We start from the raw sequence: 24,182 nt of genomic DNA on the forward strand, positions 1-24,182 counted from the left end.
GCCGGTCCTCATCCCTCTGTCCGGCTGACTGCGCCTTTCGTAAATGCCCAGCGGCATGGTAGTCTAGCAACACCCCGGCTCTCCCCTAGCGCATGACCCTCATCAAGTTCATCGAAATCATGGCGATCCTGGTTGGCGCCTTTTCCGGCTTCATCGAGGCGCGGCGCAAGCGCATGGACCTGGTGGGCGTGTTCACGGTTGCCTTCATCACCGCCTTCGGCGGCGGTACCCTGCGCGACATCCTGCTCGACCGCCGCCCCCTGTTCTGGGTGATCCACCAGGAATACGCGATCCTGATCTTCGTGCTGGCGCTGGTGGCCTCGCCCCTGATCCGCACCCTGCGCCAGATCGTGTCGGAACGCCTGATCGTGATCGCCGACGCGGTCGGCCTGGGCCTGTTCTCGATCGCCGGCACCTCAGCCGCGCTGGACGCCAACATGCCGATCTTCATCGCCTCGATGATGGGGGTGATCACCGGGATCTTCGGCGGGGTGCTGCGCGACATCGTCTGCAACGAAGTGCCGATGGTATTCCGCGACGGGAAGCCTTATGCGATCTGCGCCTTCCTCGGCAACTGGCTGTTCCTCCTGATGGGCAAGTACGGCGTGGCGCACGACTTCGCACTCTGGTCGAGCGCCCTGTTCATCAGCAGCCTGCGCCTGCTGACCTGGAAGTTCGACCTGCGCATGGGCCGCTAGGGAGCGCCCTTGCCGGCGCCGCGCGCCAGCAGCCGCGCCAGCATCCGCCGCAGTTCCTCCTGCGTGTAGGGCTTGGCCAGCACGCTCACGTCGAGCCCGCGCAGGCGCTCGGGCGCCACCACGTAGCCGCTGGCCAGCAGCATGGGCAGGTCCGGGTGGCGCTCGCGGATGTGGCGCGCCAGGCCGATGCCGTCCATCGCCCCCGGCATCACCACATCCGAGAACACCAGGTCGAACTGCTCCAGCGGCTGGCGCAGCGCCTCTTGCGCGTCGCGCGCCAGCCGCGCCTCGCAGCCGAGGTTGGACAGCAGCGCAAGAGTGGCGTCGGCAACCTCCGCGTCGTCCTCGACGAACAGCACGCGCGCGCCGGCGGCCAGCGGCGGGGCCAGTGCGCCGTCGTCCTTCTCCTGCACCCGTTCGGCCGCGCTGCGCGGCAGCAGGATCGACACCGCCGTGCCTTGCGCCGAGCTGTCGATCCAGGCCATGCCGCCCGACTGGCGCGCAAAGCCATACACCTGGCTCAGGCCCAGGCCGGTGCCGACGCCGACCGGCTTGGTGGTGAAGAAGGGGTCGAAGGCCTGGCGCACCACGTCGGGCGCCATGCCGGCGCCGGTATCGCGCACGGTCAGCCAGATGAAATCGCCGCTCAGCCCGAGCTGCGGCAGTTCCGGTGCGGGCAGGCTGCAGTTGCGCGCCCGGATGGTGACCGTGCCGCCGTCCGGCATGGCGTCCTTGGCATTCACGGCCAGGTTGAGCAGCGCCACTTCCAGCTGGGTCAGGTCGGCCTCGGCCAGCCACAGGTCCGGCTCGACCTCGATCTGCAGGACGATCCGTTCGCGCAGCGACTGCTGCAGCAGGTCGCGCATCTCGTCGAGCTGGCGCGCGATGTCGAGCGCGCCGCCGCTCAGCGCCTGGCGCCGGCCGAAGGCGAGCAGCTGGTGGGTCAGCTTGGCGCCACGCGCGGCCGCGCGCTGGATCGCATGCAGGGCGCGCTCCCAGCGCTCGCTGTGCGGCTCGACCAGCGGCAGCAGGGTGGTCGAACCCTGGATCACCTGCAGCAGGTTGTTGAAGTCGTGGGCCACGCCGCCGGTCAGGCGCCCGATCGCTTCCAGCTTGCGCGCTTCGTTCAGGGCGCTCTCGACCCGCTTGCGGCTGTCGGTTTCCGCCACCAGCTCGGCGGTCCGTTCCAGCACCCGCTGCTCCATCAGCGTCGCCGCCGCCGACAGGGTCGCCATCTGCTCGCGCACGGTAAACTGCCAGGCGCGCGCCCGGCAGGCGGCGTCAAAGGCGGTGCGCAGCACGTTGGCGGACCCCGGCCGCCCCAGCACCGTGATGTTCGCGAACTGGCGCAGGAAATTCCATTGCAGGTGCGAACCGCTGCTGCTGGCCTGGGCACTGAGCACGATCAGCGGCATGTCCGACCATGCGGGCTGGGCCTGCAGCGCGGCGGCCAGGGGCGTGGCGTGGGTTTCCAGGGCATCGTCGGTGAGCAGCAGCAGCCAGACGCCGGGGTCTTCCACCGCCGCGGCCAGCGCGGCCCCGTCGGCGCAGGGCCGGGCTTGCGCACCCCACTCCGCCAGCAGGCCTGCCAGCGCCCGCTCGTCGTGGCCGAAGGGCGCGCAAACGGCGGCGACCACGCTGGCGCCGGGTTTGCGCGGATCAGTCATGTTGCACCGGCGGCGGCGTGTCCGGTGCGGGCGCCCCGGAAGCCTCGGCCGCCGTGCGCGGCGCGCCGCCCAGCACACCCTGGAACTCGTCCAGCGCGGGCCCGACCGCGACCCCGGCGGCCGTGAGGGAAAGTTCGCGGATGCTCGTTTCATGCCGTCCAGGGCGCTTCTTGACGACCGAGATCGCCTTGCGCACATTGCCTTCGGCCTCGAAGTAGCGCATCAGGATCACGGTGTCGCTGATGAAGGCGATGTCGAGCGGGTCGCCGACGTCGTTCAGCAGGCCGCTCTGGCCCACGATCAGGATCGACAGCACGCCCTGGTTCGACAGGTAGCTGAGCAGCTCATGCATCTGCAGCATCAGCGCCTTTTCCTCGTGCATGGTCTCGAGGTAGGAATTCAGGCTGTCGATGACCACCACGGCGGCGCCCTGGTCCTCGACCTGGCGCCGCACTTTCCAGATGAATTCTCCGGGCGAGATGCGTGAGGGATTGATGCGTTCCCAGTAGATGGTGCCCTTGTCGATGGCGTCGGCGGCGCGCATCGACAGCCCGTTGGCGCGCTCGACCAGGGTGTCGCGCGACTCGTCGAAGGCGAAATAGGCGACGTGCTCCTTGCGCTCGGCCGCGACGTTGGCGTACTGCAGGGCCAGCGAAGACTTGCCGACCCCGGTGGGGCCGAGGATCAGGACCGAGGTGCCGCGCGCCAGGCCGCCGCCCAGCATGCCGTCCAGGGCCGGGATCTCGCTGGTGATCGCGCCGTGGCTGCGTTCGCCCTTGTGCTCGTCCGCAATCAGGCTCGGGAACACGTAGACTTCGCGCGCGGTGATGGCGAAGTCGTGCCAGCCGCTCTGGAATTCGGCGCCGCGCATCTTGACCACCCGCAGGCGCCGGCGCGCGGCGCCGAATTCGCGCTCGCGCTGTTCGAGGGTGATCACGCCATGCACCGTGCCCTGCAGGTCGTACTGGCGCGGGTCGTCGGTGAGGTCGTCCATCAGCAGCGTGGTGCAGTCCTGCCGCAGCAGGAAGCGCTTCAGGGCCACGATCTGGCGCCGGTAGCGCATCGGATCGTCGGCCACCATGCGCAGTTCCGACATCGAGTCGATCACCACCCGCGTGGGCGCGATGTCCTGCACCGCGCCGGTGATCGCCGCGATGGTCTCGCCCAGCTCGACCTCGGACGGGAACAGCACGCTCTGCTGGCGGCCGAGCTGGACTTCGGCCGGCACGACTTCGCGCAGCGCGATGCGCTCCAGCGACCAGCCGTGGCTGGCCGCGGTGGCGCACAGTTCCTCGACGGTTTCGGACAGCGAGACGTACAGGCAGGTTTCGCCCTTTTCGGCGCCATCGATCAGGAAGCGCAGGCCGATGGTGGTCTTGCCGGAACCGGGCCGGCCTTCGATCAGGTGGATACGCTGTTTTGGCAGGCCGCCGCGCAAGACCATGTCGAGCTCGGGGATGCCAGTATGGATTTTTTCCAGGTCGCTCATGTTGTTCTCACTTGGGTTGACGAAAGAGCGAACTACAGCTTACATGCCATAAATACAATCTTTAAGCATGATAGCTCAGGCCAGACCGCGCTTCACTGGCGGGCTGGCTTCTCGTCAAGCAAGAATAGGACTACAACGGATGAGCGCTGGGTCGGGTCAGACGGCGTCCGGGCCGGTTTCGCCGGTGCGGATGCGGATCACCTGCTCGACGTTCTGGACGAAGATCTTGCCGTCGCCGATCTTGCCGGTGCGCGCCGCCTTGATGATGGCATCGACCACCCCGTCCGCCATGGCGTCGTCCACCACCACCTCGATCTTCACCTTCGGCAGGAAGTCCACCACGTACTCGGCGCCGCGATACAGCTCGGTATGGCCCTTCTGGCGGCCGAAGCCCTTCACTTCGGTCACCGTGAGGCCGGTGACGTTCACTTCGGCCAGCGCCTCGCGCACCTCGTCCAGCTTGAAGGGTTTGATCACGCAGGTAATCTGTTTCATCTTGTTCTCTCTCTACACAACAGGTTATCGGGCCTGGTCGGGAATATTGTCCAGGTCATCCATCCATACGGTGGCCTCGGAATCGGACGGTGCGCGCCAGTCGCCGCGCGGGGACAGCGAGCCGCCATTGCCGACCTTCGGCCCGTTCGGCACGCAGGTGCGCTTGAACTGGCTGGTCTTGAAGAAGCGCCACAGGAAGATGCCGAGGTTCTTCTTGATCGCATCCAGCCCGTACGCGTTGCGCACGTTTGCCGCGCTCGGCCAGCTGCCTTGCGCGCTGTCGTGCCAGGCGCACCATGAAAGGAAGGCCACCTTGCTCGGCTTGAAGCCGTAGCGGAGCAGGTAGTACAGGTTGAAGTCCTGCAGCTCGTAGGGTCCGATCGTGTTCTCGGTGATCTGGGCCGGCTTGCCATCCTTGTCACCGCCCGGCACCAGCTCGGGGCTGATCTCGGTATCGAGGATACGCAGCAGCACGTCCGCGCCATCCTGCACGACGGCGCCGGTCTCGGCGACCCAGCGCACCAGGTAGGAGATCAGGGTCTTCGGCACACTCGCGTTGACGTTGTAGTGCGACATGTGGTCGCCCACGCCGTAGGTGCACCAGCCCAGCGCCAGCTCGGACAGGTCGCCGGTGCCGATCACGATCCCGTTGTGGAAGTTCGCGAGGCGGAACAGGTGGTTGGTGCGTTCGCCCGCCTGCACGTTCTCGAACGTGATGTCATAGTCGGCCTTGCCTTCCACATACGGGTGGCCGAGGTCCTTGAGCATCTGGAGGCAGCTCGGCCGGATGTCGATCAGCTGGGCGCTGCAGCCGACCACGCGCATCAGCTCATTGGCCTGGTGCAGGGTGCGTTCGCTGGTGGCGAAGCCCGGCATCGTGTAGGCGAGGATGTTGGTGCGCGGCAGGCCGAGCCGGTCCATGGCCCTGGCGCAGACCAGCAGCGCGTGGGTGGAGTCGAGTCCGCCCGAGACGCCAATCACCACTTTCTTGATGCCGGTGCTCGACAGGCGCTGGACCAGGGCCTGCACCTGGATGTTATAGACTTCCTGGCAGCGCTCGTCGCGCCGCGCCGCGTCGGCCGGCACATAGGGAAAGCGTTCGACCGTGCGCGCCAGCGGCAGGTCGCGCGCCACAGGCAGGTCGAGCGCGAACGCGACGCGCCGGAACTTCGCGACTTCGTCCGCATGGCGCCGCACCGACTGGGCGAAGGTGGTCGCATGCATGCGCTCGTTCGACAGGCGCTCGAGATCGACGTCGGCGTAGATCACGTGCGAATCGTCGCTGAAGCGTTCCGACTCGGCCAGCAGCTCGCCCTTTTCATAGATCAGCGACTGGCCGTCCCAGGCCATGTCGTTGGTCGACTCGCCGCGCCCGGCCGAGGTGTACAGGTAGGCCGCCAGGCAGCGCGCCGACTGCTGGCTCACCAGCTGGTGGCGGTAGCCGCTCTTGCCCACCACGACGTTCGAGGCCGACAGGTTCACCAGCACCGTGGCCCCGGCCATCGCCGCGAACGAGGATGGCGGGATCGGCACCCAGACGTCTTCGCAGATCTCGACATGGAAGCGCAGCAGCGGCAGGTTCTCGACCTCGAACAGCAGGTTGGGGCCGAATGGAACGGTGGCGCCGAACAGGTCGATTTGCTCGACCGCCGCGCAATCGGCGGCACTGAACTGCCGGGATTCGTAAAACTCGCCATAATTAGGCAGGAAACTCTTGGGCACCACGCCCAGCACGCGGCCGCCGGCGACCACGGCGGCGCAGTTGAAGAGCTGGTGGTTGACCTTCAGCGGCAGCCCGACGACCAGCGCCAGCGGCAGGGTGCGCGAAGCCTCGATGATCCTGGCCAGGCCGTCCAGGCAGGCCTCGAGCAGGGCCCCCTGGTGGAACAGGTCGTCGCAGCTGTAGGCCGACAGGCCCAGTTCCGGAAAGGCGGCCAGCACGGCGCCCTCGGCCGCCGCCTGGCGCGCCAGATCCAGGGTCTGCTCGACGTTGAAGCCGGGGTCGGCGATCCGGCAGCGCGGAATGGCGACCGCGACGCGGGCGAAGTGGTGCGTGTAGAGGTTGAAGAATCGCTTGTTCATTGGTGGTCCGCCATTATCCAAATGTTACGGAAGTCATGTCGAATTATCGCACGCATATCGTTTCCACTTTGTCCGAGATTGGCCAGCAAGCCTGGGATGCGCTGCTGGCGAGCCAGGACAATCCGAACCCCTTCCTGTCCTGGGCCTTCCTGCATGCATTGCACGCATCCGGCAGCGCCGCGCCGGAGACCGGCTGGCAGCCGCAGTACATCGTGCTGTACCAGGGCGAGCGGCTGGCGGCCGCCCTGCCCCTGTATGTCAAGGATCATTCGTATGGCGAGTACGTGTTCGACTGGGCCTGGGCCGATGCCTACCGCCGGCACGGCCTGCCCTACTACCCCAAGCTGCTGGCCGCGATTCCGTTCACGCCGGTAGCGGGCCCGCGCCTGCTGGCAACCGATGCCGCGGCGCGCGCGGCCCTGGTCGAGGTGCTGGTCGCGACGCAGGAGTCGGCCGGCGTGTCGTCGACCCACGTGCTGTTCCCGCCCGAGGAACAGGCGCGCCAGCTGCGGGAAGCCGGCTTCATGCTGCGCAGCGGCGTGCAGTTCCACTGGCTGAACGGGGGCTACGCCTCGTTCGACGCGTTCCTGGCCACGCTGGAACAAAAAAAGCGCAAGAACATCCGTGCCGAGCGGCGCAAGGTGCGCGAGGCGGGCGTGACGCTGCGCCGCGTGCGCGGGCGCGACGCCGTGGATGCCGACTGGGTGCTGTTCAACCGCTGCTACCGCCGCACCTACCAGGCGCACCACTCGACGCCCTACCTGAACCTGGATTTCTTCCGCCGCATCGGGGACACCATGCCCGACAACATCCTGCTGGTGATCGCCTCGCGCGCGGGTCGCGACATCGCCGCCTCGCTGGTGATCCACAACGAGCGCACCCTGTTCGGCCGCTACTGGGGCGAGCTGGAACATGTGCCCTGCCTGCACTTCGAAGCCGCCTACTACCAGCCGCTCGAGTTCTGCATCGAACAGGGCATCGCCGTCTTCGAAGGCGGCGCCCAGGGCGAGCACAAGATGGCGCGCGGCTTCCTGCCGACGCGCACCTGGTCGGCGCACTGGCTGGCGCATCCCTCGTTCGCGGATGCGGTCGAGCGCTTCCTGGAACGGGAACGCGACGGGATCGACGACTACCTGGACGAACTGAACGAGCGCAGTCCATTCCGCCCGGGATAAACGCGCAGCGCCCCATGGCAGAATGTAAACTTTAGACACAATTAACAATCGCGGTTACACTGCGCGGATGAAAGCCCTGATCGTAGATGACCTGCCGCTGGACGCCGAACTGACCCAACGGGCGCTGCACCGTTGCGACAGCGCCTATGAAGTCACCGTGGTGTCCGACGGCGAAGCCGCCTTGACGACCTTGCGCGAAACCTGTGACTTCGACCTGATCCTGCTCGACCTGGCCCTACCCAAGGTCGACGGTTTCGAAGTGCTGAAGGAACTCTCGTCGAAACCCTTCCTGTCCGACGTTCCCATCATCGTGCTGTCGAGTTCCCGCAAGGGCTCGGACCAGGTGCGCACGCGCATGCTGGGCGCCTGCGGCTTCGTCGAAAAAGCCCTGGACTTCGCGGTCTTCCACGCCGACCTCGCCACTACCCTCGAACGCAACGGCCTGCGCGCCTGAAGCCGCGACGCCGGCACGCGAGGCTCGCCCGCCGGCCCTTACCGCGCCTGCGCGTTCAGCGCCGTGATCGCCGCATTCCACACATTGACCCAGGTGTTCATGCTGTGGCCACTCGGGACGTAGCGTTCGCCGACCTCGGCGCCGCGCGCCCTCAGGTCGGCGGCCAGCGCCACGGCTTTCGCATGGAAACGCGGCTCCATGTAACCGGCGCCGATGAACACGCGGTGGCCATCCAGGCGCTGGGTTTGCGGCGGCGCGGTCATGGCAGGCGACATCACGATCGCTCCATCGAACCAGCCGGGATGGGCCTGCATGGCTTCGAAGGCCCAGGCCCCGCCGTTCGAGTAGCCGGCCGCCAGGCGGCGCCGCGGCCTGGCGCCGCCTTCGATGCGGGCCGGCAGCTGCTCCACCATGAAGCGCAGGTAGGCCTGGTGGCGCGCGGGCTCCTGGCCGGCCAGCAGCTCGCCGATGCGCGATCCGATCGGATCGGTCTCGGCATTGTGCAGGCCGACGACCACGAAACCGTGCATGTCGGCGCCGTTGTCCTGGGCATTGCGCACCAGGCTGGCCGTGCTCCCTCCATCCGGCATGTAGACCACGGTGCAGCCGTCCAGCGTGGCGGTACAACGGGCACCGGTGGCGACCGTCAGCTTGCGCCGGCCAAGCACGGGCCCGGCGTCGATGGTTTCGGTGACCACGGCGATGCCGGCCGCGGCCAGTGCTTGCTGCGCCGGCCCGGCGGCGGGCATGACAAACGCGGGCGAGCCGCGGTGGCGAACGATGGCGTCGGGTCTGTCCTGCACGTCCAGCAGATGCAGGTCGAGCAAGGCTTCCGGCATCCGGTTCCAGCGGATCCGGGCGGCATGCAGATCGGTGCCCGCCGGGTCCAGGTAGGCCTGGATCTCGCAGCAGATGTACGGACCGCGTGGATAAGGCAGCGCGGATGCGGCCATCTTCAGCACCAGCAGCAGCGAATCGCCCTCGACGGAGTAGGCGAAGCCGCGCTCACCGAGCCTGCCTGCCAGCGCCGCCCGTTCCGCACTGGACAGCGGCGCCTTGCACGGCATGGCATAGCCGTCCGCGGGAAGCTGGGGCGCGCAGGCGCGCAGGTCGTCGGGAATGAAGCGCTCCTCGGCCTGCGCGCCAGGCGGCGCGGAACACAGCGCGGCCAGCGACAGGCAACAGGCGGCGAGCGCCTTCAGGAAGCGGGCAGATGGCGCTGGCAGGGGTGGCGGCAAGGTCATGGCAGGGGCTGGGGCTGGGGCTGGGCTAACATCAGGGCGATGGAACGAGTATAGCCAGCCGAGCACCGTCAATATCCTCGCATTTCCACGCCCCGCAGCTCGACGCCGATGCCGGCGCCGTGGGCCGGCGGCCGTCGCGAAAAGGGCCGGAACGCGATGCGGCCCGGCCCTTCTCCAGCTCCCTGCAGTATCAGCGCCAGCCGTCCGGCCAGGAGCGGAACTCGACGTGGAAGGGCTCGGACAGCGCGGCGCCCTTGCGCAGCACGCGCATGACGGGGCCATCGGCAGCCGACACCAACATGCCTGCGGCGGCCTTCAGGATATGCCTCATGATCGACTCCTCGGTATTGGTGCGGGGCCAGGTCGGATGCGGCCCCGCTGGGATTCGGCAGGATCCAGCAAGGATCGCCGATAAGCACCTTTATAGGCCTTTGCCGGCTACATTGCCAATTCCGGTTCGCCATACCAGTTATTTATATGATGAATATTTATTTCATCTGGTATTCACACGAACAAGTCCGGATGGCTCTCGGCACATTCGCGCAGCAGGTTCCACACCACCTTCACCCGCCGTAGCCGGTACAGGTCGGTGGGAGCGGCGAGCCAGAACGAGCGCTCGGCCTGGAAGCCGGGCAGCACCCGTACCAGCCGCCCGTCGGCCGGGATCGCATAGGGTGGCGCCATCATCAGGCCCATGCCGAGCGAGGCCGCTTCCAGCTGCCCGGTCATGCCCGAGCAGCAGATGCGGCGCCGCGGCGTGAAGCCGAGTTCGTTCAGGTAGGACAGTTCGCGGCTAGCCAGCCGGTCCTGCACATAGTCGACGAAATCGTGGTGGGCCAGGTCGGCCTGGGTGCGGATCGGCGGATGCCGCGCCAGGTAGCCGGGCGAGGCGTACAGGTAGAAGTGGAAGGAGGCCAGGCGCGTCACCATGTAGCGGCCGGTGGTGGGCGGATCGAGCATGACGCCAAGGTCTGCCTCGCGGTTGGCCAGGTTGGCGAAGCGCGGCAGGTTCAGCAGGTCGATCGACAGGTCCGGATGCTGCTCCAGCAGGGTCGCCAGCAGCGGCGCGACCACCCGTACCCCGAACACTTCCGGCACGCCCAGGCGCACCACCCCGTGCGCCGCCACTTCGGCGCCGCCGATCTGCTCGGCCGCCGCCAGCGCCGCCCCTTCCATCGCCTCCGCATGCGGCAGCAGCGCCTGGCCTACCTCGGTCAGCTCATAGCCTTCGCGCGAACGGTCGAACAGGGTGGAGCCGAGCTGGGTTTCGAGGCGATCGATGCGGCGCGCCACGGTCGTATGCTCCACTTCCAGCCGGCGCGAGGCGCCGGACAGGGTGCCGGCGCGCGCCAGTTCCAGGAAGAAGCGCAAGTCTGTCCACTCGGGCAACGTATTCATTTGGCTATTGTCTGATGTCAATGTGACATATTGTGCACCAGTGCACATTGCCCCTGCAATCCTCCGGTGCACCTGCCTTCCTGCCGCCTGCAAACGGTGCACTACCGCAACTGCATACGCCGTCCTCCTGTGTACGGGCTCGCACGGGCCTGGTGCAGTAGGCTGTGCATTTTTGCACAAAGGGGTGGGCGATTGTTGACTATCTAAGCAGACTCGAGCGAGGCACACTGCCGGTCATGCGAAAACCTGAACGCATGCCGCCATCAAAAATTAGGAGACAAGAATGCGTCTGACCAAGAACAAACTGAAGCTGCTGAACCCCGCCATCCAGTCCGCCGTCGCCCTGCTCGTGCTCTCCGGCGGCAATGTTGCCCTGGCCCAGGAAGCGACCGGCGCGCCGCCGGTGGCCACCAGCGAAGAAGGCGTGAACAAAGTGGTCGTGACCGCCCGCCGCCGCGAGGAATCCCTGCAGGACGTCCCGGTCTCGGTGACCGCCTTCAGCGCCGACCAGCTGTCGAAGACCGCCACCCCGGACATCACCGCCCTCGCCCTGGCACTGCCGAACACCACCCTGAAAGCCTCGCGCGCCACCAACTCGACCCTGACCGCCTTCATCCGCGGCGTCGGCCAGGCCGACCCGCTGGCCGGTTTCGAGGCCGGTGTCGGCATCTACATCGACGACATCTACCTGGCCCGTCCGCAGGCCGCGGTGGCCGACATCTACGACGTCGAACGCATCGAGGTCCTGCGCGGCCCGCAAGGCACGCTGTACGGCCGCAACACCATCGGCGGCGCGGTCAAGTACGTGACCCGCAAGCTGGCCCCGCAGCCGGATGCGCGCCTGCGCGCCACCATCGGCCAGTACGGCCAGAAGGAAATCGTCGCCACCGCCAGCACCCCGATCGCGGAAAGCGCACGCATCGGCGGCACCTTCGCCCGCTTCAAGCGCGACGGCTTCGGCAAGAACCTGACCACCGGCGGCGAAAACTACGACAAGGATGTCACCGCGGCGCGCCTGTCGGCCGAGTTCACGCCGAACCAGGACCTGTTCATCCGCATCGCCGGCGACATCACCCAGGACGATTCCAGCCCGAAGAACGGGCACCGCCTGATCGTCGGCCGCACCAGCGGCGCACCGATCCTTTCGAATGTCTACGACACCCGCGCCAACCTGATGAAGGCGCTCGGCCATGACCAGGAAGTCAAGGCCCACGGCGTGTCCGCGACCGTCGAGTACACCCTGAGCGACGACTGGACCTTCAAGTCGATCACCGCCTCGCGCAAGGACAAGTCGTACGCCCCGATCGACTTCGACTCGCTGGCCGTGGTCGACATGGAAGTGCCGGCCCTGTACACCAACAAGCAGTTCAGCCAGGAATTCAACCTGACCTATACCGGCGAGCGGCTTGCCGGCGTGGCCGGCATCTACTACATCGACGCCAACGCCTTCAACCACTTCGACACGATCCTGGGCGGCGCCGTCCCGACCTCGACCTACACGATGGGCAACATCGACACCAAGGCCTGGGCCATCTACGCCGACGGCAGCTACAACGTGACCGACGCCTTCAGCGTATCGCTGGGCGGGCGCTATACCGTCGACCAGCGCGATGCCGAAGTGCTGCGCCAGATCTACCTGGGCAACCGCGGCACGCCGGCGCTGGGCGCAACCGGCGCCATCCTGTTCCGCACTGACACCGACCTGCGTGGCGGCGTCCTGAGCCGCAAGGACAAGAAGTTCACCCCGCGCCTGGCCCTGAACTACAAGCTGAACCAGGACCACAACGTGTACGCGTCCTACTCCGAGGGCTTCAAGGGCGGCGGCTTCGAGCCGCGCCTGAATATGGTCGGCACCAACCTGCCGCTGGCGGTGGCCAAGCGCGGCTACGAGCCGGAAACCATCGAGACTTACGAGCTGGGCCTGAAGTCGGCCTTCTACAAGGGCCGCATTACCACCAACGCGGCGGTGTTCTACAGCGACTACCAGGACGTGCAGATCCCGGGTTCCGTGGCGATCGACACCAACGGCGACGGCAAGGACGACAGCTTCGCGGGTGTCACCACCAACGCCGGCAAGGCCAAGATCAAGGGCGCCGAACTGGAAGCCGTGGCCAACCTGACCCCGAACTTCATGGTCGCCGGCATGTACAGCTACATCGATGCCGAGTACAAGGAATACTTCGCGGGTGGCGTCAACGTGGCCAGCCAGCGCCGCTTCCAGAACACCCCGAAGAACTCGGCCAACCTGCGCTTCAACTACGACATCCCGATGCCGGTGATGGGCTACGGCGGCAAGCTGTCGCTGATCGGCAGCGCCGCCTACAAGGGTGCCACCGCCCAGTTCGAGACCGCCTCGGCCCTGGACCAGGAATCGTACAAGCTGTACGACGCCAGCATCGTCTGGACCCGCAGCGACGGCAAGGTGCGTGCCGGCCTGCACGGCAAGAACCTGAGCGACAAGCACTACCGCACCGGCGGCTACCTGTTCCCGACCCTGGGCTTCGAAGGCACCCTGACCGCCTTCTACGGCAACCCGCGCCAGGTCTCGGCGACGCTCGAGTACCGCTTCTAAGCTTCCCGGCCACACCGGCAGTTCCCCTGGCTGGCGCCCGCGCGGCGCCGGCCGGGGCGGGTGCCGCCCTACGGAACGGCTTCGGCCGACCCAGAACGACTCACAGGATATAAGCCAGCGTGTCCACTTTTACTCCCATCAGGTACACCAGCAGCGACGGGCTGGCGCTGTATGCGCGTGACTATCCGCCTGCGGGCACGGATCACGGCGCCGAGGCGCGCCTGCCGGTGATCTGCATCCACGGCCTGACACGCAATTCGGCCGATTTCGACGAACTCGCGCCCGCACTGGCCGCCAGCGGCCGCCGCGTGATCGCGGTCGACGTGCGCGGGCGCGGCCAGTCCGCGCACGACCCCGATCCGGCCAACTACAACGCCATGGTCTACGCCGGCGACATCATCACGCTGATGGACGAACTGGGCCTGGGCCAGGCGGTCTTCATCGGCACCTCGATGGGTGGCCTGATCACCATGACCCTGGCCGCGCGCCGGCTCGACCTGATCGCCGCCGCCGTGCTCAACGACGTCGGCCCGGTGCTGTCGGTACGCGGCCTGCGGCGCATTGCCGGCTATGCGGGCCGCTGCAGCACGCTGTCGTCGTGGGAGGAAGCGGCCGCCTACCTGCGTGACATCAACGCCTGCGCCTTCCCCGCCAACGGCGACGAGGAATGGGACAAATGGGCGCGGCGCGCCTTCGCCCCCGGGGATGACGGCAGGCTGGCTCTGCGTTACGATCCGCATATCGCGACCGCGATCCAGACCGGCGCGTTGCGTCCGACCTCGCTCGCGGCGCGCATGGCCTTCCGCCGGCTGGCGCGGCACCGTCCTACCCTGCTGGTACGCGGCGCGCTGTCCGACCTGGTCGAGACCGAACAGGCCGAATGGATGCGCAAGGCGGCGCCGGAACTGCACTACGTGGAAGTGCCGGACGTCGGCCATGCGCCCATGCTCACCGAGCCGGAAGCGCTGGAGGCGATCCGCGCCTTCCTGTCCAAGCTACCGTAAGAGAATCACGAGGAGACTACATGAAGCACCTGATCACCCCCCTGGCCGCAGCCATGCTCGCGGCCTTCGCCGCCGGCGCCGCTCCAAGCGCGCAGGCGCAGGGCAAGGACCTGAAGATCGCCCTCATCGCCGGCAAGACCGGCCCGCTCGAAGCCTACGCCAAGGAGACCGAGACCGGCTTCATGATGGGCCTGGAGTACCTCACCGGCGGCACCATGCAGATCAATGGCCGGAGAATCAAGGTCATCGTCAAGGACGACCAGTCCAACCCGTCGCTCGGCCGCACGCTGCTGGCCGAAGCCTATGGCGACGACAAGGTCGACCTCGCGGTCGGCACCACGTCCTCCGGTTCGGCGATCGCCATGCTGCCGGTGGCGAAGGAATACAAGAAGGTCCTGATCGTGGAGCCGGCCGTGGCCGACGCCATCACCCAGGAAAAGTGGAACAAGTACGTGTTCCGCACCGCGCGCAGCTCGATGCAGGACGCGCTGGCGGCGGCCAGCACCTTCAAGAGCGGCAGCGTGGGCTTCCTGGCCCAGGACTACGCGTTCGGACGCGACGCCATCGCGGCCGCCAAGGAAGCGCTGAAGACGACCGGCAGCAAGGGCGTGGTGGTGCACGAGGAATATGCGCCGGCCACCGCCACCGACTTCACCGCCCCGGCCCAGCGCCTGTTCGACAAGCTGAAGGACAAGCCGCAGCCGCGCGTGCTGCAGATCGTGTGGGCCGGCCCGAACCCGCTGAACAAGCTGGCCGACATGAAGCCCGAGCGCTATGGCATCGCGCTGGCCCCGGGCGGCAACATCCTGCCGGTGATGAAGACCTGGAAGAGCTTCGCGGGCACCGAAGGCACGATCTATTACTACTACGGCTTCCCGAAGAACAAGATGAACGACTGGCTGGTAGCCGAACACACCAAGCGCTACAAGATGCCGCCGGATATGTTCACCGCCGGCGGCATGGCGGCGGCGGGCGCCGTGCATGCGGCGCTGTCGAAGGCGCCGAACGCGAAGAACGGCGACGAGCTGGTGGCGGCGATGGAAGGCATGGCCTTCGACACGCCGAAAGGCCGGATGAGCTTCCGCAAGGAAGACCACCAGGCACTGCAGCCGATGTACCACTTCCGCATCAAGAAAGACCAGAAGAGCGAGTGGGATCTGCTGGAACTGGTGCGCGAGATCCCGGTCTCCGAACTGCCGCTGCCGGTGCGGAACAAGCGCTGACATGACGGTTCACAGCACTGCGCAAGCCAGCGCCGCGCCGGCGCTCTCGACCCGCGACCTGACCGTGCGCTTCGGCGGCCACGTCGCGGTGAACGCGGTGACGGCGGACTTCTATCCCGGCACCCTGACCGTGATCGTCGGCCCCAACGGGGCCGGCAAGACCACCTACTTCAACCTGGTCTCGGGCCAGCTGCCCGCCACCTCGGGCCGCGTGCTGGTCAAGGGCCAGGACCTGACCCGTGCCGGCGCCGCCCGCCGTACCCGCATGGGCATCGGCCGCGCCTTCCAGCTGACCAACCTGTTCCCCAACCTCACGGTGATGGAGAACGTGCGCCTGGCGGTGCAAAGCCGCGCCGGCCTGGGCCTGAAGCTGTTCTCGGTCTGGTCCAGCCACCACGAGCCGATCGCGCGCGCCGAGCACTACCTGGAGCGCGTGGGCCTGGTCAAGCGCCGCGACGCCTGGGTACGCACCCTGTCGCATGGCGACCAGCGCAAGCTGGAAGTGGCGATCCTGCTGGCGCTGGAACCGGAGATCATGATGTTCGACGAACCGACCGCCGGCATGAGCGTGGACGAAGTGCCGGTGGTGCTCGACCTGATCCATGCCGTCAAGGCCGAGCGCAACAAGACCGTGCTGCTGGTCGAGCACAAGATGGACGTGGTGCGCGCCCTGGCCGACCGCATCGTGGTGCTGCACAACGGCACCCTGGTCGCGGACGGCAAGCCGCAGGAAGTCATGCAATCGAAGATCGTACAGGAAGCCTATCTTGGAACACCCGAACCCGCACCGGACGCCGCCCATGCCTGAACCGATACTGCGCCTGGCCGGCGTGCATACCCACATCGGCCAGTACCACATCCTGCAGGGCGTCGACCTGGCCGTGCCGCGCGGCGGCCTGGCGGTCCTGCTGGGCCGCAACGGCGCCGGCAAGACCACCACCCTGCGCACCATCATGGGCCTGTGGAAGGCGTCGAGCGGCTCCATCGTGTTCGACGGCCACGACATCACGAAGATGGCCACGCCCGACATCGCGCGCCTGGGCATCGCCTACGTCCCGGAAAGCATGGCCGTGTTCTCCGACCTCACCGTGCGCGAAAACCTCTACCTGGCCGCCCGCAACGGCCCGCTGGACGAGGCGCGGGTGGACTGGATCTGCCGCTTCTTCCCGGCCCTGAAGAAATTCTGGCACTACCCGGCGGGCAACCTGTCCGGCGGCCAGAAGCAGATGGTGGCGATCGCCCGCGCCATCGTCGAGCCGAGGAAGCTGCTGCTGGTCGACGAACCCACCAAGGGCCTGGCACCGGCCATCGTGCAGAGCCTGATGGCGGCCTTCCGCGAGCTGAAGGACACCAGCACCAGCATCCTGCTGGTCGAGCAGAACTTCAATTTCGTGCGCACCCTGGGCGACACGGTCGGCGTGATGGACGACGGCCACGTCGTGCATACCGGCGCGATGGCCCAGCTGGCCGGCGACGAGGACCTGCAGCAGCGCCTGCTCGGCCTGTCGCTCGACTCCCACCAATGAGGACCGATCCACCATGAGCGCTTCCCTTCCCGTCCCCGCCACGGACACCCCGCAGCAACAGAGCGCGCCCCTGCCGAAGGCGCCTCGCGACCTGGCGCCGCTGCTGCTGGTGCCGGCCCTGATGCTGGCCATGCTGCCCCTGGTCGGCAGCTTTCCCACCTGGGTCACCTTGAGCGTCGCCGGCCTGGCGATGGGCATGATGATCTTCATCATGGCCAGCGGCCTGACCCTCGTGTTCGGCCTGATGAGCGTGCTGAACTTCGGCCACGGCGCCTTCGTGTCGGTCGGCGCCTTCGCCGCCACCCTGGTGCTGCTGCCGATGCGCGGCTGGCTCGAGGTCGACTCGCTGCTGCTCAACCTGGGCGTGCTGGCGCTGGCGATCACGGTCGCGATGCTGGTCACCGCCCTGATGGGGTGGGCGTTCGAGCGCCTGATCATCATGCCGGTCTACGGCCAGCACCTGAAACAGATCCTGGTCACCATGGGCGGCATGATCGTGGTCGAGCAGCTGATCCACGTGATCTGGGGCGCCGAGACGGTGGCCCTGCCGCTGCCGACCGCCCTGCGCGGCGCCATCTTCCTGGGCGACGCCGCCATCGAGAAGTACCGCCTGGTGGCGGTGGTAATCGGCCTGCTGGTCTTCGTGGGCATGTTCCTGCTGCTGAACCGGACCAAGATCGGCCTCCTGATCCGGGCCGGCGTGGAAAACGGCGAGATGGTGGAAGCGCTCGGCTACCGCATCAAGCGCCTGTTCGTCACCGTGTTCGCGGCCGGCTCGGCGCTGGCCGGCATGGGCGGCGTGCTGTGGGGCCTGTACAAGGAAACCCTGACCGCCGCCATGGGCGGCGAGATCATGGTCATGATCTTCATCGTCATCATCATCGGCGGCCTCGGCTCGGTGGGCGGCTGCTTCATCGGCGCCCTGCTCATGGCGCTGGTGGCCAACTATGCCGGCTTCCTGGCGCCCAAGATCGCGCTGGTCTCGAACATCATCCTGATGATCGCGATCCTGCTGTGGCGTCCGGCCGGCCTGTACTCGAAAATGCGGGGTTGAACACATGCTGCACCGACTTCTTTCCGCCGACATGCCGCGCAGCCGCCTGCTGTCGGGCGTCCTGCTCCTGATCCTGTTCGGACTGGCCTTCGCGCCCTTCCTCACCTCGGGCGCGCGTCCGCTCAACACGGCCGCCACGATCTGCATCTACATCGTGCTGGTCGCGTCCTACGACCTGCTGCTGGGCTATACGGGCATCGTCTCCTTCGCCCATACCATGTTCTACGGTATCGGCGCGTATGGCATCGGCCTTGGCCTGGCGCGCGTGGACGAGCCGACCTGGAGCGCGGCCCTGACGGGCCTGGGCATCGCCCTGCTGCTGGCACTGGCGCTGGCCCTGGTGGTCGGCCTGTTCGCCCTGCGCGTGCGCGCCATCTTCTACGCCATGATCACGCTGGCTGTCGCTTCTTCCTTTGCCGTGCTGGCCTCGCAGCTGTCGGACTTCACCGGCGGCGAGGACGGCATCACCTTCAGCGTGCCGGAAGTGCTCACGCCCGGCTTCACGCTGATGGAAAACGAGGTGTTCGGGCGCTCGATCGACGGCAAGCTGCTCAGCTACTACCTGGTGTTCTTCGGCTGCCTGGTGCTGTTCCTGTTCCTGCTGCGGGTGGTGAATTCCCCCTTCGGCCGGGTGCTGCAGGCGATCCGCGAGAACGAGTTCCGCGCCGAGGCGCTGGGCTACCGCACCATGACCTACCGGATCTGGGCCAACTGCCTGGCGGCGCTGGTGGCGGCCCTGGCCGGCGCCCTGATGGCGCTCTGGCTGCGCTACGTCGGACCGGACACTTCGCTCGGCTTCAAGGTGATGACCGACATCCTCCTGATCGTCGTCATCGGCGGCATGGGCACCATGTACGGCGCGGTGGTCGGCGCGGTCCTGTTCATCCTGGCCCAGAACTACCTGCAGGGCCTGATGGGCGCCGGCTCGGAAGCGCTGGCCGGCGTGCCGCTGCTGGCGGCCCTGCTGCATCCGGACCGCTGGATGCTGTGGCTGGGCGTGCTGTTCATCCTGTCGATCTACTTCTTCCCGGTGGGGATCGTCGGCAAGCTGCGCCTGCGCAGCCTGGCGGCACGGCAGCCTTGAGGCCGGCCACGGCAAAGCCCGACAAAAAAAAACCGGCGCCCCTTGCAAGGGCGCCGGTTTTTTTCATGGCCGCGCTGGCAGCGGCTTATGCCTGGCCCTTGCGCTTGAACGCCTCGACGCCATTGGTGATCTCGGCCTTGGCCGCTTCGGCATCGGCCCAGCCTTCGATCTTGACCCACTTGCCCGGCTCGAGGTCCTTGTAGTGCTCGAAGAAATGCTGGATCTGCTGCAGGCGCAGCTCTTCCAGGTCGTCCAGCTTCTGGATCTTCTTGTACATCGGCAGCACCTTCTCGACCGGCACCGCGATCACCTTGGCGTCGCCGCCGCCGTCGTCGGTCATCTTCAGCACGCCCAGCGCGCGGCAGCGCACCACCACGCCCGGCGGCAGCGGGAACGGGGTGACCACCAGCACGTCGCAGGGATCGCCGTCGTCGGCGATGGTCTGCGGCACGTAGCCGTAGTTGCACGGGTAGTGCATGGCGGTGCCCATGAAGCGGTCGACGAAGATCGCGCCGCTGTCCTTGTCGACCTCGTATTTGACCGGATCGGCGTTCATCGGGATCTCGATGATGACGTTGAAGTCGTTCGGCACGTCTTTGCCGGCTGGGACGTTATTCAGGCTCATGGGATTCCTTGCTTGCGGAAGTTTGGATAAAGGGCGTCATTATAGCGAATCCGGCAAGACCTGGGCGCGCTGCGCGGGGCGTCTGGCCTGCCGGTGCTGGGCGGTTCTGGGCGGTTCTGGCGCCGGCCAGGTTCAGAGGATGCTGGCCAGCGCGCACTGCCGGTAATGCCTGGCCGCTTCCGCTTCCTGTCCCAGCGCCTCGTGCATCTGCGCCAGCTTGAGGTGCGCCTCGCGCACCATGTCGCCTTCGGTGGCATCCGACAGCGCCTGCTCCAGGTAGCGCTGGGCCTTGCCCCACAGCTTCTGCTTCAGGCAGAGCGAGCCCAGGGTCAACGCCAGTTCGGCATCCTGCGGACGCTCACGGAGCCAGGTTTCGCAATGTTCGATCTGGGCCAGCAGCGAGGGCGAGCCGGACGGGCCCGCCGCCTCGCGGTAGGCACGCACCACGCAGTCGTCCCAGTTGGCCTTGAGCGCTTCCTCGGCGACGACTCTTGCCTCGTCGTGCAGGCCGCAGGCATTGAAGGCATTCGCCGCGCGCGCGGCGATGGTGGGGATGGTGCGTTCGGCGGGCGGCACGCCGGCCCACACGCGCCGGATCGACTCGGCATCGTGGCCGCCCTCGCCCAGCAGGGATTCGTGGGCCAGCTCGCGCAGGCGGCTGGAAAGCGCCGGATGCAGGGCCTTGCGCTTGTCGAGGATACGCACCAGGCGCAGCACCTCGGGCCAGTTGCGGGCCTGCTGGTTGGCCTTCATCGACCATTGCAGCGCGTGGATATGGCGCTGGCCGCTGGCATTCAGTTCGGCCACCGCCTCCAGCGCCGCTTCCGGCTGGTGATCGTCGACCAGCAGTTCGGTCACCGTCATCAGGCGCGCGGTCTTGAGCGCGTTGTCGTGGGCGATGCCAGCCAGCCAGGCATCGCGCCTGCTTGGCTCGCGCATGCGGTGCGCGGCGCGGGCCCCGATCAGGGCCGCCAGGCCGGCGTTTTCCGGCAGCTCGGCGGCGCGCATGGCCGCCTTTTCGGCGTGTCCGAAGCGGCCCTCGAACAAGGCCTTGAGCGCATCGCGCAAACCCTTGTTGCCTTCGCGCTCGCGCTTGCGCTGGCGGTAGGCGGCCACGCGCTGCGGCATGTTCATGGTCGACTTGACCGCGCGCACCAGGCCGTAGACCAGCGCGAACAGCAGCACCAGCAGCACCACGAACAGGTTGAGCGACATGTCGAGCCGGTGCGGCGGATAGAACAGCACCACATTGCCCGGGTTGAAACGCGCCGTCACGGCGATGCCGATGGCGGCGGCCATCAGGGCGACGAGCCAGAGAAGGAGCCGCATCTTATTGCTTCGCCTTGTAGTTGCGCACCGCGTTCAGGCTCTCGGACAGGGTCGGCATCTCGATCGTCAGGTTGTTCGCCTGCACCTGGCGCAGCGCATTCTGCGCCGACTGGGTGGCGCGGGCGCGCGTGTCGAAGTACTTGAGCAGGATGGCCTGGGCGCTGCCCAGGTCGTCGCGGAAGGCCGCTTCGTTACGCGACAGCAGGGCCAGGCGCGCGTTCAGCAGGCGCAGCTTGAGATTCTCGCGCACGAAGAAGGACTCGGTGGGCGAGAGCATCAGCGCCTCCGGCGTATCGACGCTGCGCACGCGCACCAGCTGGCGCACGTCGTCCCACATCTCCTGGCTCCAGTTGCGCCAGGTTTGCAGCATGCGCTGGCCCAGGCCGAGGTTTTCCGGCGCGGCGGGAGTGGCCGAGGCGCCCTGGCGCATGCTGCGCACCGGCGCGGCCGGCAGCAGCGGCTTTTCGTCGGACAGCATCGGCAGCGTGTCGACCTGCGCGATCACGTTATCGAGGCGCAGCGCGACACCGGCCAGGTCGACCGCCGGCATCGCCTTCAGGCGCTCGATGTCGGCGCCGATCGCGCGGCGGATGTTCAGGAACTGCGGCTTGTCGGAACGACCCAGCGAGCGGTCGGCGTTCTGCAGTGCGATCAGGGCGCCCTGCACGTTGCCGGCCAGCTGCAGCTGCTGGCTGGCCGTGTTCAAGACCTGCTCGACCTCCGACAGCGCCCACTCGTCGCGGTTCTTCGACAGGTCCTGGTAGAGCTGTTCCAGGGCCAGCTGCTGGGTCTGGGCTTCCGACTGGCGGCTTTCGAGCACGCCGACCTTGATCTGCAGCTCCTTGGCGGTGTCGGAAACCTCGCGCGCCAGCGCCGCGGTTTCGGCGTTCACCGCATTGCCCTTCTGCAGGCTCTGCGCCATGTCGCGGCGCAGCGTGTTGATGCGGCTGTGCGAGCTCCAGGCCTGCACCGCAAGCAGCAGGGCGAGGATGGCGACCGCGGCGGGCAGCGGGCGCTGCAGCGTTTGCAGCAGGCCTGGGCCGGCCGGCGGCTGGATCGCCGCTTTCTGCGGGGCGCTGGCCGGGATGTTCTGGTCTGGTGGGTTTGCTTGTTCGTTCATACCGTGATTGTAGCGCGGCGCCGGGCGCCTCAGTGCATGCTCAGTGGAGTGCCTCAAGTAAGCGGAGGTCGCCGGAACCGGCCAGGGTGACCTGGGTGCAGCCCAGTGCGCGCGCCGTCTCGGCGATGCGCGCATGCGGCACGATCAGGTGCTGGGCGCGCAGCGCCTCCATCCCGGCGCGGGGATCGAGTTCGCGCACCAGGCCGGCCAGCCCGCGCAGCGCTTCCGAACTCGTGATTATCCAGTCGTTCGTGCCGCCCAGCAAGGCGGCCAGCCGGGCCGCCAGCGCGGCGTCCAGGCGCGGCACGCTGCGCCGGTAGGCGGCGACCGTCTCGACCAGGGCGCCAGCCGCGCGCAGCGTGTCGGCCATCAGCGCGCGCCCGCCGTCGCCGCGCACGATCAGGACGCGGCGGCCGGCCAGGGCAGCCAGGTCGAGGCTGGCCAAGAGGTGTTCGGAATCGCTGCAGGCCGGATCCTGCGGCGCGTGGATCGTGGCCTGGTCGCCCGTGACGCCGTGGCGCGCCAGCGCGGCCCGGCTGCCCTCCCCGACCACGCCGATCGGCACCCCGGCCGGCCAGGTGGCGAGGTGGGCGAACGCGGCATCGACCGCGTTCGGCGACACGAACACCACCAGTGCGCACGAAGCCAGCGTGGCCAGCGCGGCGCGCAGCGGCGCGGCATCCTCGACCGGCGCGATCTCGAGCAGCGGCAGCACCACGGCGCGGCGCCCGCGCGCGGCGACGGCCTGTGCCAGGCCTTCGGCCTGGGCCCGCGGCCGGGTGATGACGACCGCCCGTTCAGGCATCCTGGCCGGGGGAGCTGGCATCGTCGGCGGCGGCTTCCTGGCGGCAGGCGTCGAGGATCGCGTGCGCATCCTGGTCCTCGAGCAGGATCGCCACCTGCTCGCCCAGGAATTCCGGGTGTTCCCAGGAGCCGGCCACTTCGGCGCGCGCGGTACGCCCGCCGTCGGGAGTGGCGACCATGGCGCGCAGGCGCATTGTGGCGCCGCTCACGGTGGCGAAGGCGGCCAGCGGGATCTGGCAGCTGCCGCCGAACAGCTTCGAGACCTTGCGCTCGGCCGCGACGGCGCGCGCGGTGGCCTCGTGGTTCAGCGGCGCCAGCAGCGCGCGCAGGTCGACGCCGTCGCTGCGCGGAGCGTCCAGGATCTCGATCGCCATCGCGCCCTGGCCGGCCGCCGGCAGGCTGTCCTCGGGTTCCAGCAGCGCGCGGATGCGCTGTGGCAGGCCGAGGCGCTTGAGGCCGGCCGCGGCCAGGATGATGGCCGCGTATTCGCCGCGATCGAGCTTGCCCAGGCGGGTGTCGAGGTTGCCGCGCAGCGGCTTGATCACCAGCTGCGGATAGCGCGCCGCGATCAGGGCCTGGCGCCGCAGGCTGCTGGTGCCGACCACCGCGCCCGGCGGCAGCTCGGCCAGGCTGGCGTAGTCGTTCGACACGAACGCGTCGCGCGGGTCTTCGCGCTCGAGCACGGCGGCCAGCCCGAAGCCCTGCGGCAGCTCCATCGGCACGTCCTTCAGCGAGTGCACCGCCAGGTCGGCGCGGCCTTCGGCCATCGCCACTTCGAGTTCCTTCACGAACAGGCCCTTGCCGCCCACCTTCGACAGCGCGCGGTCGAGGATCTGGTCGCCCCGTGTTGTCATTCCGAGAATTTCGACGCTACACTGCGGATACAGGGCGGCCAGGCGCTCGCGCACATGCTCGGCCTGCCACATTGCCAGGCGGCTCTCGCGGGATGCGATAATCAGCTTTAACGGCGTCAGTTTCGCAGGCGCCAGGGGCGCTACTGGCGCCGGTTCATTTGCATTCAACACGGATTCTTTCACTGTCATCTGGCCCACCAGGACGATGCCGGTAACGGCCCTTGCATAAGATCACAAATTTTAGCATGGGCCCTCTCGCAGACGATGGCCCATCGGCCATGCCCA

At 67.7% G+C, this 24,182-nt stretch carries 22 protein-coding genes; 10 read left to right on the top strand and 12 right to left on the bottom strand.

Going from position 1 to position 24,182, the window contains the following annotated elements:
• Window positions 1–92 precede the first annotated feature (92 nt).
• Window positions 93–698 carry a trimeric intracellular cation channel family protein gene (locus LE190_RS11405; protein ID WP_224945730.1) on the top strand — a complete coding sequence of 202 codons (606 nt, stop codon included), beginning with the start codon at window positions 93–95 and terminating at the stop codon, window positions 696–698.
• On the opposite strand, the gene LE190_RS11410 is transcribed toward LE190_RS11405, so the two are convergent.
• The 4 genes from LE190_RS11410 to LE190_RS11425 form a co-directional block, all read right to left on the bottom strand.
• Window positions 695–2,365, bottom strand: coding sequence for an ATP-binding protein (locus tag LE190_RS11410; protein WP_225238796.1), 1,671 nt, complete (start codon window positions 2,363–2,365; stop codon window positions 695–697). The genes LE190_RS11405 and LE190_RS11410 overlap by 4 nt on opposite strands.
• Complete coding sequence (locus LE190_RS11415; RefSeq protein ID WP_225238797.1) at window positions 2,358–3,854, bottom strand: ATPase domain-containing protein; 1,497 nt, start codon at window positions 3,852–3,854, stop codon at window positions 2,358–2,360. The genes LE190_RS11410 and LE190_RS11415 overlap by 8 nt, the downstream gene beginning before the upstream one ends.
• A gap of 156 nt (window positions 3,855–4,010) precedes the next feature.
• Window positions 4,011–4,349, bottom strand: a complete 339-nt coding sequence (locus LE190_RS11420; protein ID WP_224945732.1) for a P-II family nitrogen regulator — start codon at window positions 4,347–4,349, stop codon at window positions 4,011–4,013.
• A gap of 24 nt (window positions 4,350–4,373) precedes the next feature.
• Window positions 4,374–6,431, bottom strand: coding sequence for an NAD(+) synthase (locus tag LE190_RS11425; RefSeq protein WP_225238798.1), 2,058 nt, complete (start codon window positions 6,429–6,431; stop codon window positions 4,374–4,376).
• Window positions 6,432–6,466: 35 nt separating this feature from the next.
• On the opposite strand from LE190_RS11425, the gene LE190_RS11430 reads away from it, so the two are divergent.
• Both LE190_RS11430 and LE190_RS11435 read left to right on the top strand, forming a co-directional pair.
• Window positions 6,467–7,606: a GNAT family N-acetyltransferase gene (locus tag LE190_RS11430; protein WP_225238799.1), complete on the top strand. Its 1,140-nt coding sequence runs from the start codon at window positions 6,467–6,469 to the stop codon at window positions 7,604–7,606.
• 67 nt (window positions 7,607–7,673) lie between these two features.
• The gene (locus LE190_RS11435) at window positions 7,674–8,060 is read left to right on the top strand and encodes a response regulator (RefSeq protein WP_224945735.1); all 387 of its coding nucleotides are present in this window, start codon (window positions 7,674–7,676) and stop codon (window positions 8,058–8,060) included.
• 38 nt (window positions 8,061–8,098) lie between these two features.
• Here LE190_RS11435 and LE190_RS11440 read toward each other — a convergent pair whose 3' ends face one another.
• From LE190_RS11440 to LE190_RS11450, 3 genes are all read right to left on the bottom strand, one after another.
• Window positions 8,099–9,304 carry an alpha/beta hydrolase-fold protein gene (locus tag LE190_RS11440; RefSeq protein ID WP_225238800.1) on the bottom strand — a complete coding sequence of 402 codons (1,206 nt, stop codon included), beginning with the start codon at window positions 9,302–9,304 and terminating at the stop codon, window positions 8,099–8,101.
• Window positions 9,305–9,494: 190 nt separating this feature from the next.
• Complete coding sequence (locus LE190_RS11445; RefSeq protein ID WP_225238801.1) at window positions 9,495–9,635, bottom strand: hypothetical protein; 141 nt, start codon at window positions 9,633–9,635, stop codon at window positions 9,495–9,497.
• A 173-nt stretch (window positions 9,636–9,808) separates the two neighbouring features.
• Window positions 9,809–10,702 (bottom strand): LysR family transcriptional regulator, encoded by an 894-nt coding sequence (locus tag LE190_RS11450; RefSeq protein WP_224945739.1) that lies wholly within the window; start codon window positions 10,700–10,702, stop codon window positions 9,809–9,811.
• A 283-nt stretch (window positions 10,703–10,985) separates the two neighbouring features.
• Here LE190_RS11450 and LE190_RS11455 point away from each other — a divergent pair, with 283 nt between their 5' ends.
• The 7 genes from LE190_RS11455 to LE190_RS11485 all read left to right on the top strand — a co-directional run bounded on the left by LE190_RS11455 (window position 10,986) and on the right by LE190_RS11485 (window position 19,165).
• On the top strand, window positions 10,986–13,274 hold the full coding sequence (locus LE190_RS11455; RefSeq protein WP_225238802.1) for a TonB-dependent receptor: 2,289 nt from the start codon (window positions 10,986–10,988) through the stop codon (window positions 13,272–13,274).
• A gap of 119 nt (window positions 13,275–13,393) precedes the next feature.
• The gene (locus LE190_RS11460; protein WP_225238803.1) at window positions 13,394–14,278 is read left to right on the top strand and encodes an alpha/beta fold hydrolase; all 885 of its coding nucleotides are present in this window, start codon (window positions 13,394–13,396) and stop codon (window positions 14,276–14,278) included.
• Window positions 14,279–14,298: 20 nt separating this feature from the next.
• On the top strand, window positions 14,299–15,501 hold the full coding sequence (locus LE190_RS11465; RefSeq protein WP_225238804.1) for a substrate-binding domain-containing protein: 1,203 nt from the start codon (window positions 14,299–14,301) through the stop codon (window positions 15,499–15,501).
• Window position 15,502: 1 nt separating this feature from the next.
• Window positions 15,503–16,309: an ABC transporter ATP-binding protein gene (locus tag LE190_RS11470; protein WP_225238805.1), complete on the top strand. Its 807-nt coding sequence runs from the start codon at window positions 15,503–15,505 to the stop codon at window positions 16,307–16,309.
• Window positions 16,302–17,027: an ABC transporter ATP-binding protein gene (locus LE190_RS11475; protein ID WP_225238806.1), complete on the top strand. Its 726-nt coding sequence runs from the start codon at window positions 16,302–16,304 to the stop codon at window positions 17,025–17,027. The genes LE190_RS11470 and LE190_RS11475 overlap by 8 nt, the downstream gene beginning before the upstream one ends.
• A 13-nt stretch (window positions 17,028–17,040) precedes the next feature.
• A complete protein-coding gene (locus tag LE190_RS11480; RefSeq protein ID WP_225238807.1) occupies window positions 17,041–18,081 on the top strand; it encodes a branched-chain amino acid ABC transporter permease in 1,041 nt (346 codons plus the stop codon).
• A 4-nt stretch (window positions 18,082–18,085) separates the two neighbouring features.
• The gene (locus LE190_RS11485; RefSeq protein ID WP_225238808.1) at window positions 18,086–19,165 is read left to right on the top strand and encodes a branched-chain amino acid ABC transporter permease; all 1,080 of its coding nucleotides are present in this window, start codon (window positions 18,086–18,088) and stop codon (window positions 19,163–19,165) included.
• Window positions 19,166–19,250: 85 nt separating this feature from the next.
• On the opposite strand, the gene ppa is transcribed toward LE190_RS11485, so the two are convergent.
• The 5 genes from ppa to hemC all read right to left on the bottom strand — a co-directional run bounded on the left by ppa (window position 19,251) and on the right by hemC (window position 24,086).
• Window positions 19,251–19,790 (bottom strand): inorganic diphosphatase, encoded by a 540-nt coding sequence (gene ppa / locus LE190_RS11490; protein ID WP_225238809.1) that lies wholly within the window; start codon window positions 19,788–19,790, stop codon window positions 19,251–19,253.
• 132 nt (window positions 19,791–19,922) lie between these two features.
• Window positions 19,923–21,119 (bottom strand): heme biosynthesis protein HemY, encoded by a 1,197-nt coding sequence (locus LE190_RS11495; RefSeq protein ID WP_225238810.1) that lies wholly within the window; start codon window positions 21,117–21,119, stop codon window positions 19,923–19,925.
• A 1-nt stretch (window position 21,120) separates the two neighbouring features.
• Complete coding sequence (locus tag LE190_RS11500; RefSeq protein WP_225238811.1) at window positions 21,121–22,239, bottom strand: uroporphyrinogen-III C-methyltransferase; 1,119 nt, start codon at window positions 22,237–22,239, stop codon at window positions 21,121–21,123.
• Window positions 22,240–22,279: 40 nt separating this feature from the next.
• Complete coding sequence (locus LE190_RS11505) at window positions 22,280–23,065, bottom strand: uroporphyrinogen-III synthase (protein ID WP_225238812.1); 786 nt, start codon at window positions 23,063–23,065, stop codon at window positions 22,280–22,282.
• Window positions 23,037–24,086, bottom strand: coding sequence for a hydroxymethylbilane synthase (gene hemC, locus LE190_RS11510; RefSeq protein WP_225238813.1), 1,050 nt, complete (start codon window positions 24,084–24,086; stop codon window positions 23,037–23,039). The genes LE190_RS11505 and hemC overlap by 29 nt, the downstream gene beginning before the upstream one ends.
• Between the last annotated feature and the right edge of the window lie 96 nt (window positions 24,087–24,182).

The organism is Massilia hydrophila, assembly GCF_020208145.1.
Classification (GTDB): Bacteria; Pseudomonadota; Gammaproteobacteria; order Burkholderiales; family Burkholderiaceae_D; genus Telluria; species Telluria hydrophila.

What these genes read in the sequence shown, in the direction of transcription:
- LE190_RS11495 (WP_225238810.1), bottom strand. Translation starts at nt 21,119, where the DNA reads ATGCGGCTCCTTCTCTGGCTCGTCGCCCTGATGGCCGCCGCCATCGGC.
- LE190_RS11440 (WP_225238800.1), bottom strand. Translation starts at nt 9,304, where the DNA reads ATGACCTTGCCGCCACCCCTGCCAGCGCCATCTGCCCGCTTCCTGAAG.
- ppa (WP_225238809.1), bottom strand. Translation starts at nt 19,790, where the DNA reads ATGAGCCTGAATAACGTCCCAGCCGGCAAAGACGTGCCGAACGACTTC.
- LE190_RS11425 (WP_225238798.1), bottom strand. Translation starts at nt 6,431, where the DNA reads ATGAACAAGCGATTCTTCAACCTCTACACGCACCACTTCGCCCGCGTC.
- LE190_RS11480 (WP_225238807.1), top strand. Translation starts at nt 17,041, where the DNA reads ATGAGCGCTTCCCTTCCCGTCCCCGCCACGGACACCCCGCAGCAACAG.
- LE190_RS11435 (WP_224945735.1), top strand. Translation starts at nt 7,674, where the DNA reads ATGAAAGCCCTGATCGTAGATGACCTGCCGCTGGACGCCGAACTGACC.
- LE190_RS11465 (WP_225238804.1), top strand. Translation starts at nt 14,299, where the DNA reads ATGAAGCACCTGATCACCCCCCTGGCCGCAGCCATGCTCGCGGCCTTC.
- LE190_RS11430 (WP_225238799.1), top strand. Translation starts at nt 6,467, where the DNA reads ATGTCGAATTATCGCACGCATATCGTTTCCACTTTGTCCGAGATTGGC.
- LE190_RS11475 (WP_225238806.1), top strand. Translation starts at nt 16,302, where the DNA reads ATGCCTGAACCGATACTGCGCCTGGCCGGCGTGCATACCCACATCGGC.
- LE190_RS11410 (WP_225238796.1), bottom strand. Translation starts at nt 2,365, where the DNA reads ATGACTGATCCGCGCAAACCCGGCGCCAGCGTGGTCGCCGCCGTTTGC.
- LE190_RS11445 (WP_225238801.1), bottom strand. Translation starts at nt 9,635, where the DNA reads ATGAGGCATATCCTGAAGGCCGCCGCAGGCATGTTGGTGTCGGCTGCC.
- LE190_RS11470 (WP_225238805.1), top strand. Translation starts at nt 15,503, where the DNA reads ATGACGGTTCACAGCACTGCGCAAGCCAGCGCCGCGCCGGCGCTCTCG.
- LE190_RS11455 (WP_225238802.1), top strand. Translation starts at nt 10,986, where the DNA reads ATGCGTCTGACCAAGAACAAACTGAAGCTGCTGAACCCCGCCATCCAG.
- LE190_RS11485 (WP_225238808.1), top strand. Translation starts at nt 18,086, where the DNA reads ATGCTGCACCGACTTCTTTCCGCCGACATGCCGCGCAGCCGCCTGCTG.
- LE190_RS11415 (WP_225238797.1), bottom strand. Translation starts at nt 3,854, where the DNA reads ATGAGCGACCTGGAAAAAATCCATACTGGCATCCCCGAGCTCGACATG.
- LE190_RS11450 (WP_224945739.1), bottom strand. Translation starts at nt 10,702, where the DNA reads ATGAATACGTTGCCCGAGTGGACAGACTTGCGCTTCTTCCTGGAACTG.
- LE190_RS11405 (WP_224945730.1), top strand. Translation starts at nt 93, where the DNA reads ATGACCCTCATCAAGTTCATCGAAATCATGGCGATCCTGGTTGGCGCC.
- hemC (WP_225238813.1), bottom strand. Translation starts at nt 24,086, where the DNA reads ATGACAGTGAAAGAATCCGTGTTGAATGCAAATGAACCGGCGCCAGTA.
- LE190_RS11505 (WP_225238812.1), bottom strand. Translation starts at nt 23,065, where the DNA reads ATGCCAGCTCCCCCGGCCAGGATGCCTGAACGGGCGGTCGTCATCACC.
- LE190_RS11420 (WP_224945732.1), bottom strand. Translation starts at nt 4,349, where the DNA reads ATGAAACAGATTACCTGCGTGATCAAACCCTTCAAGCTGGACGAGGTG.
- LE190_RS11500 (WP_225238811.1), bottom strand. Translation starts at nt 22,239, where the DNA reads ATGAACGAACAAGCAAACCCACCAGACCAGAACATCCCGGCCAGCGCC.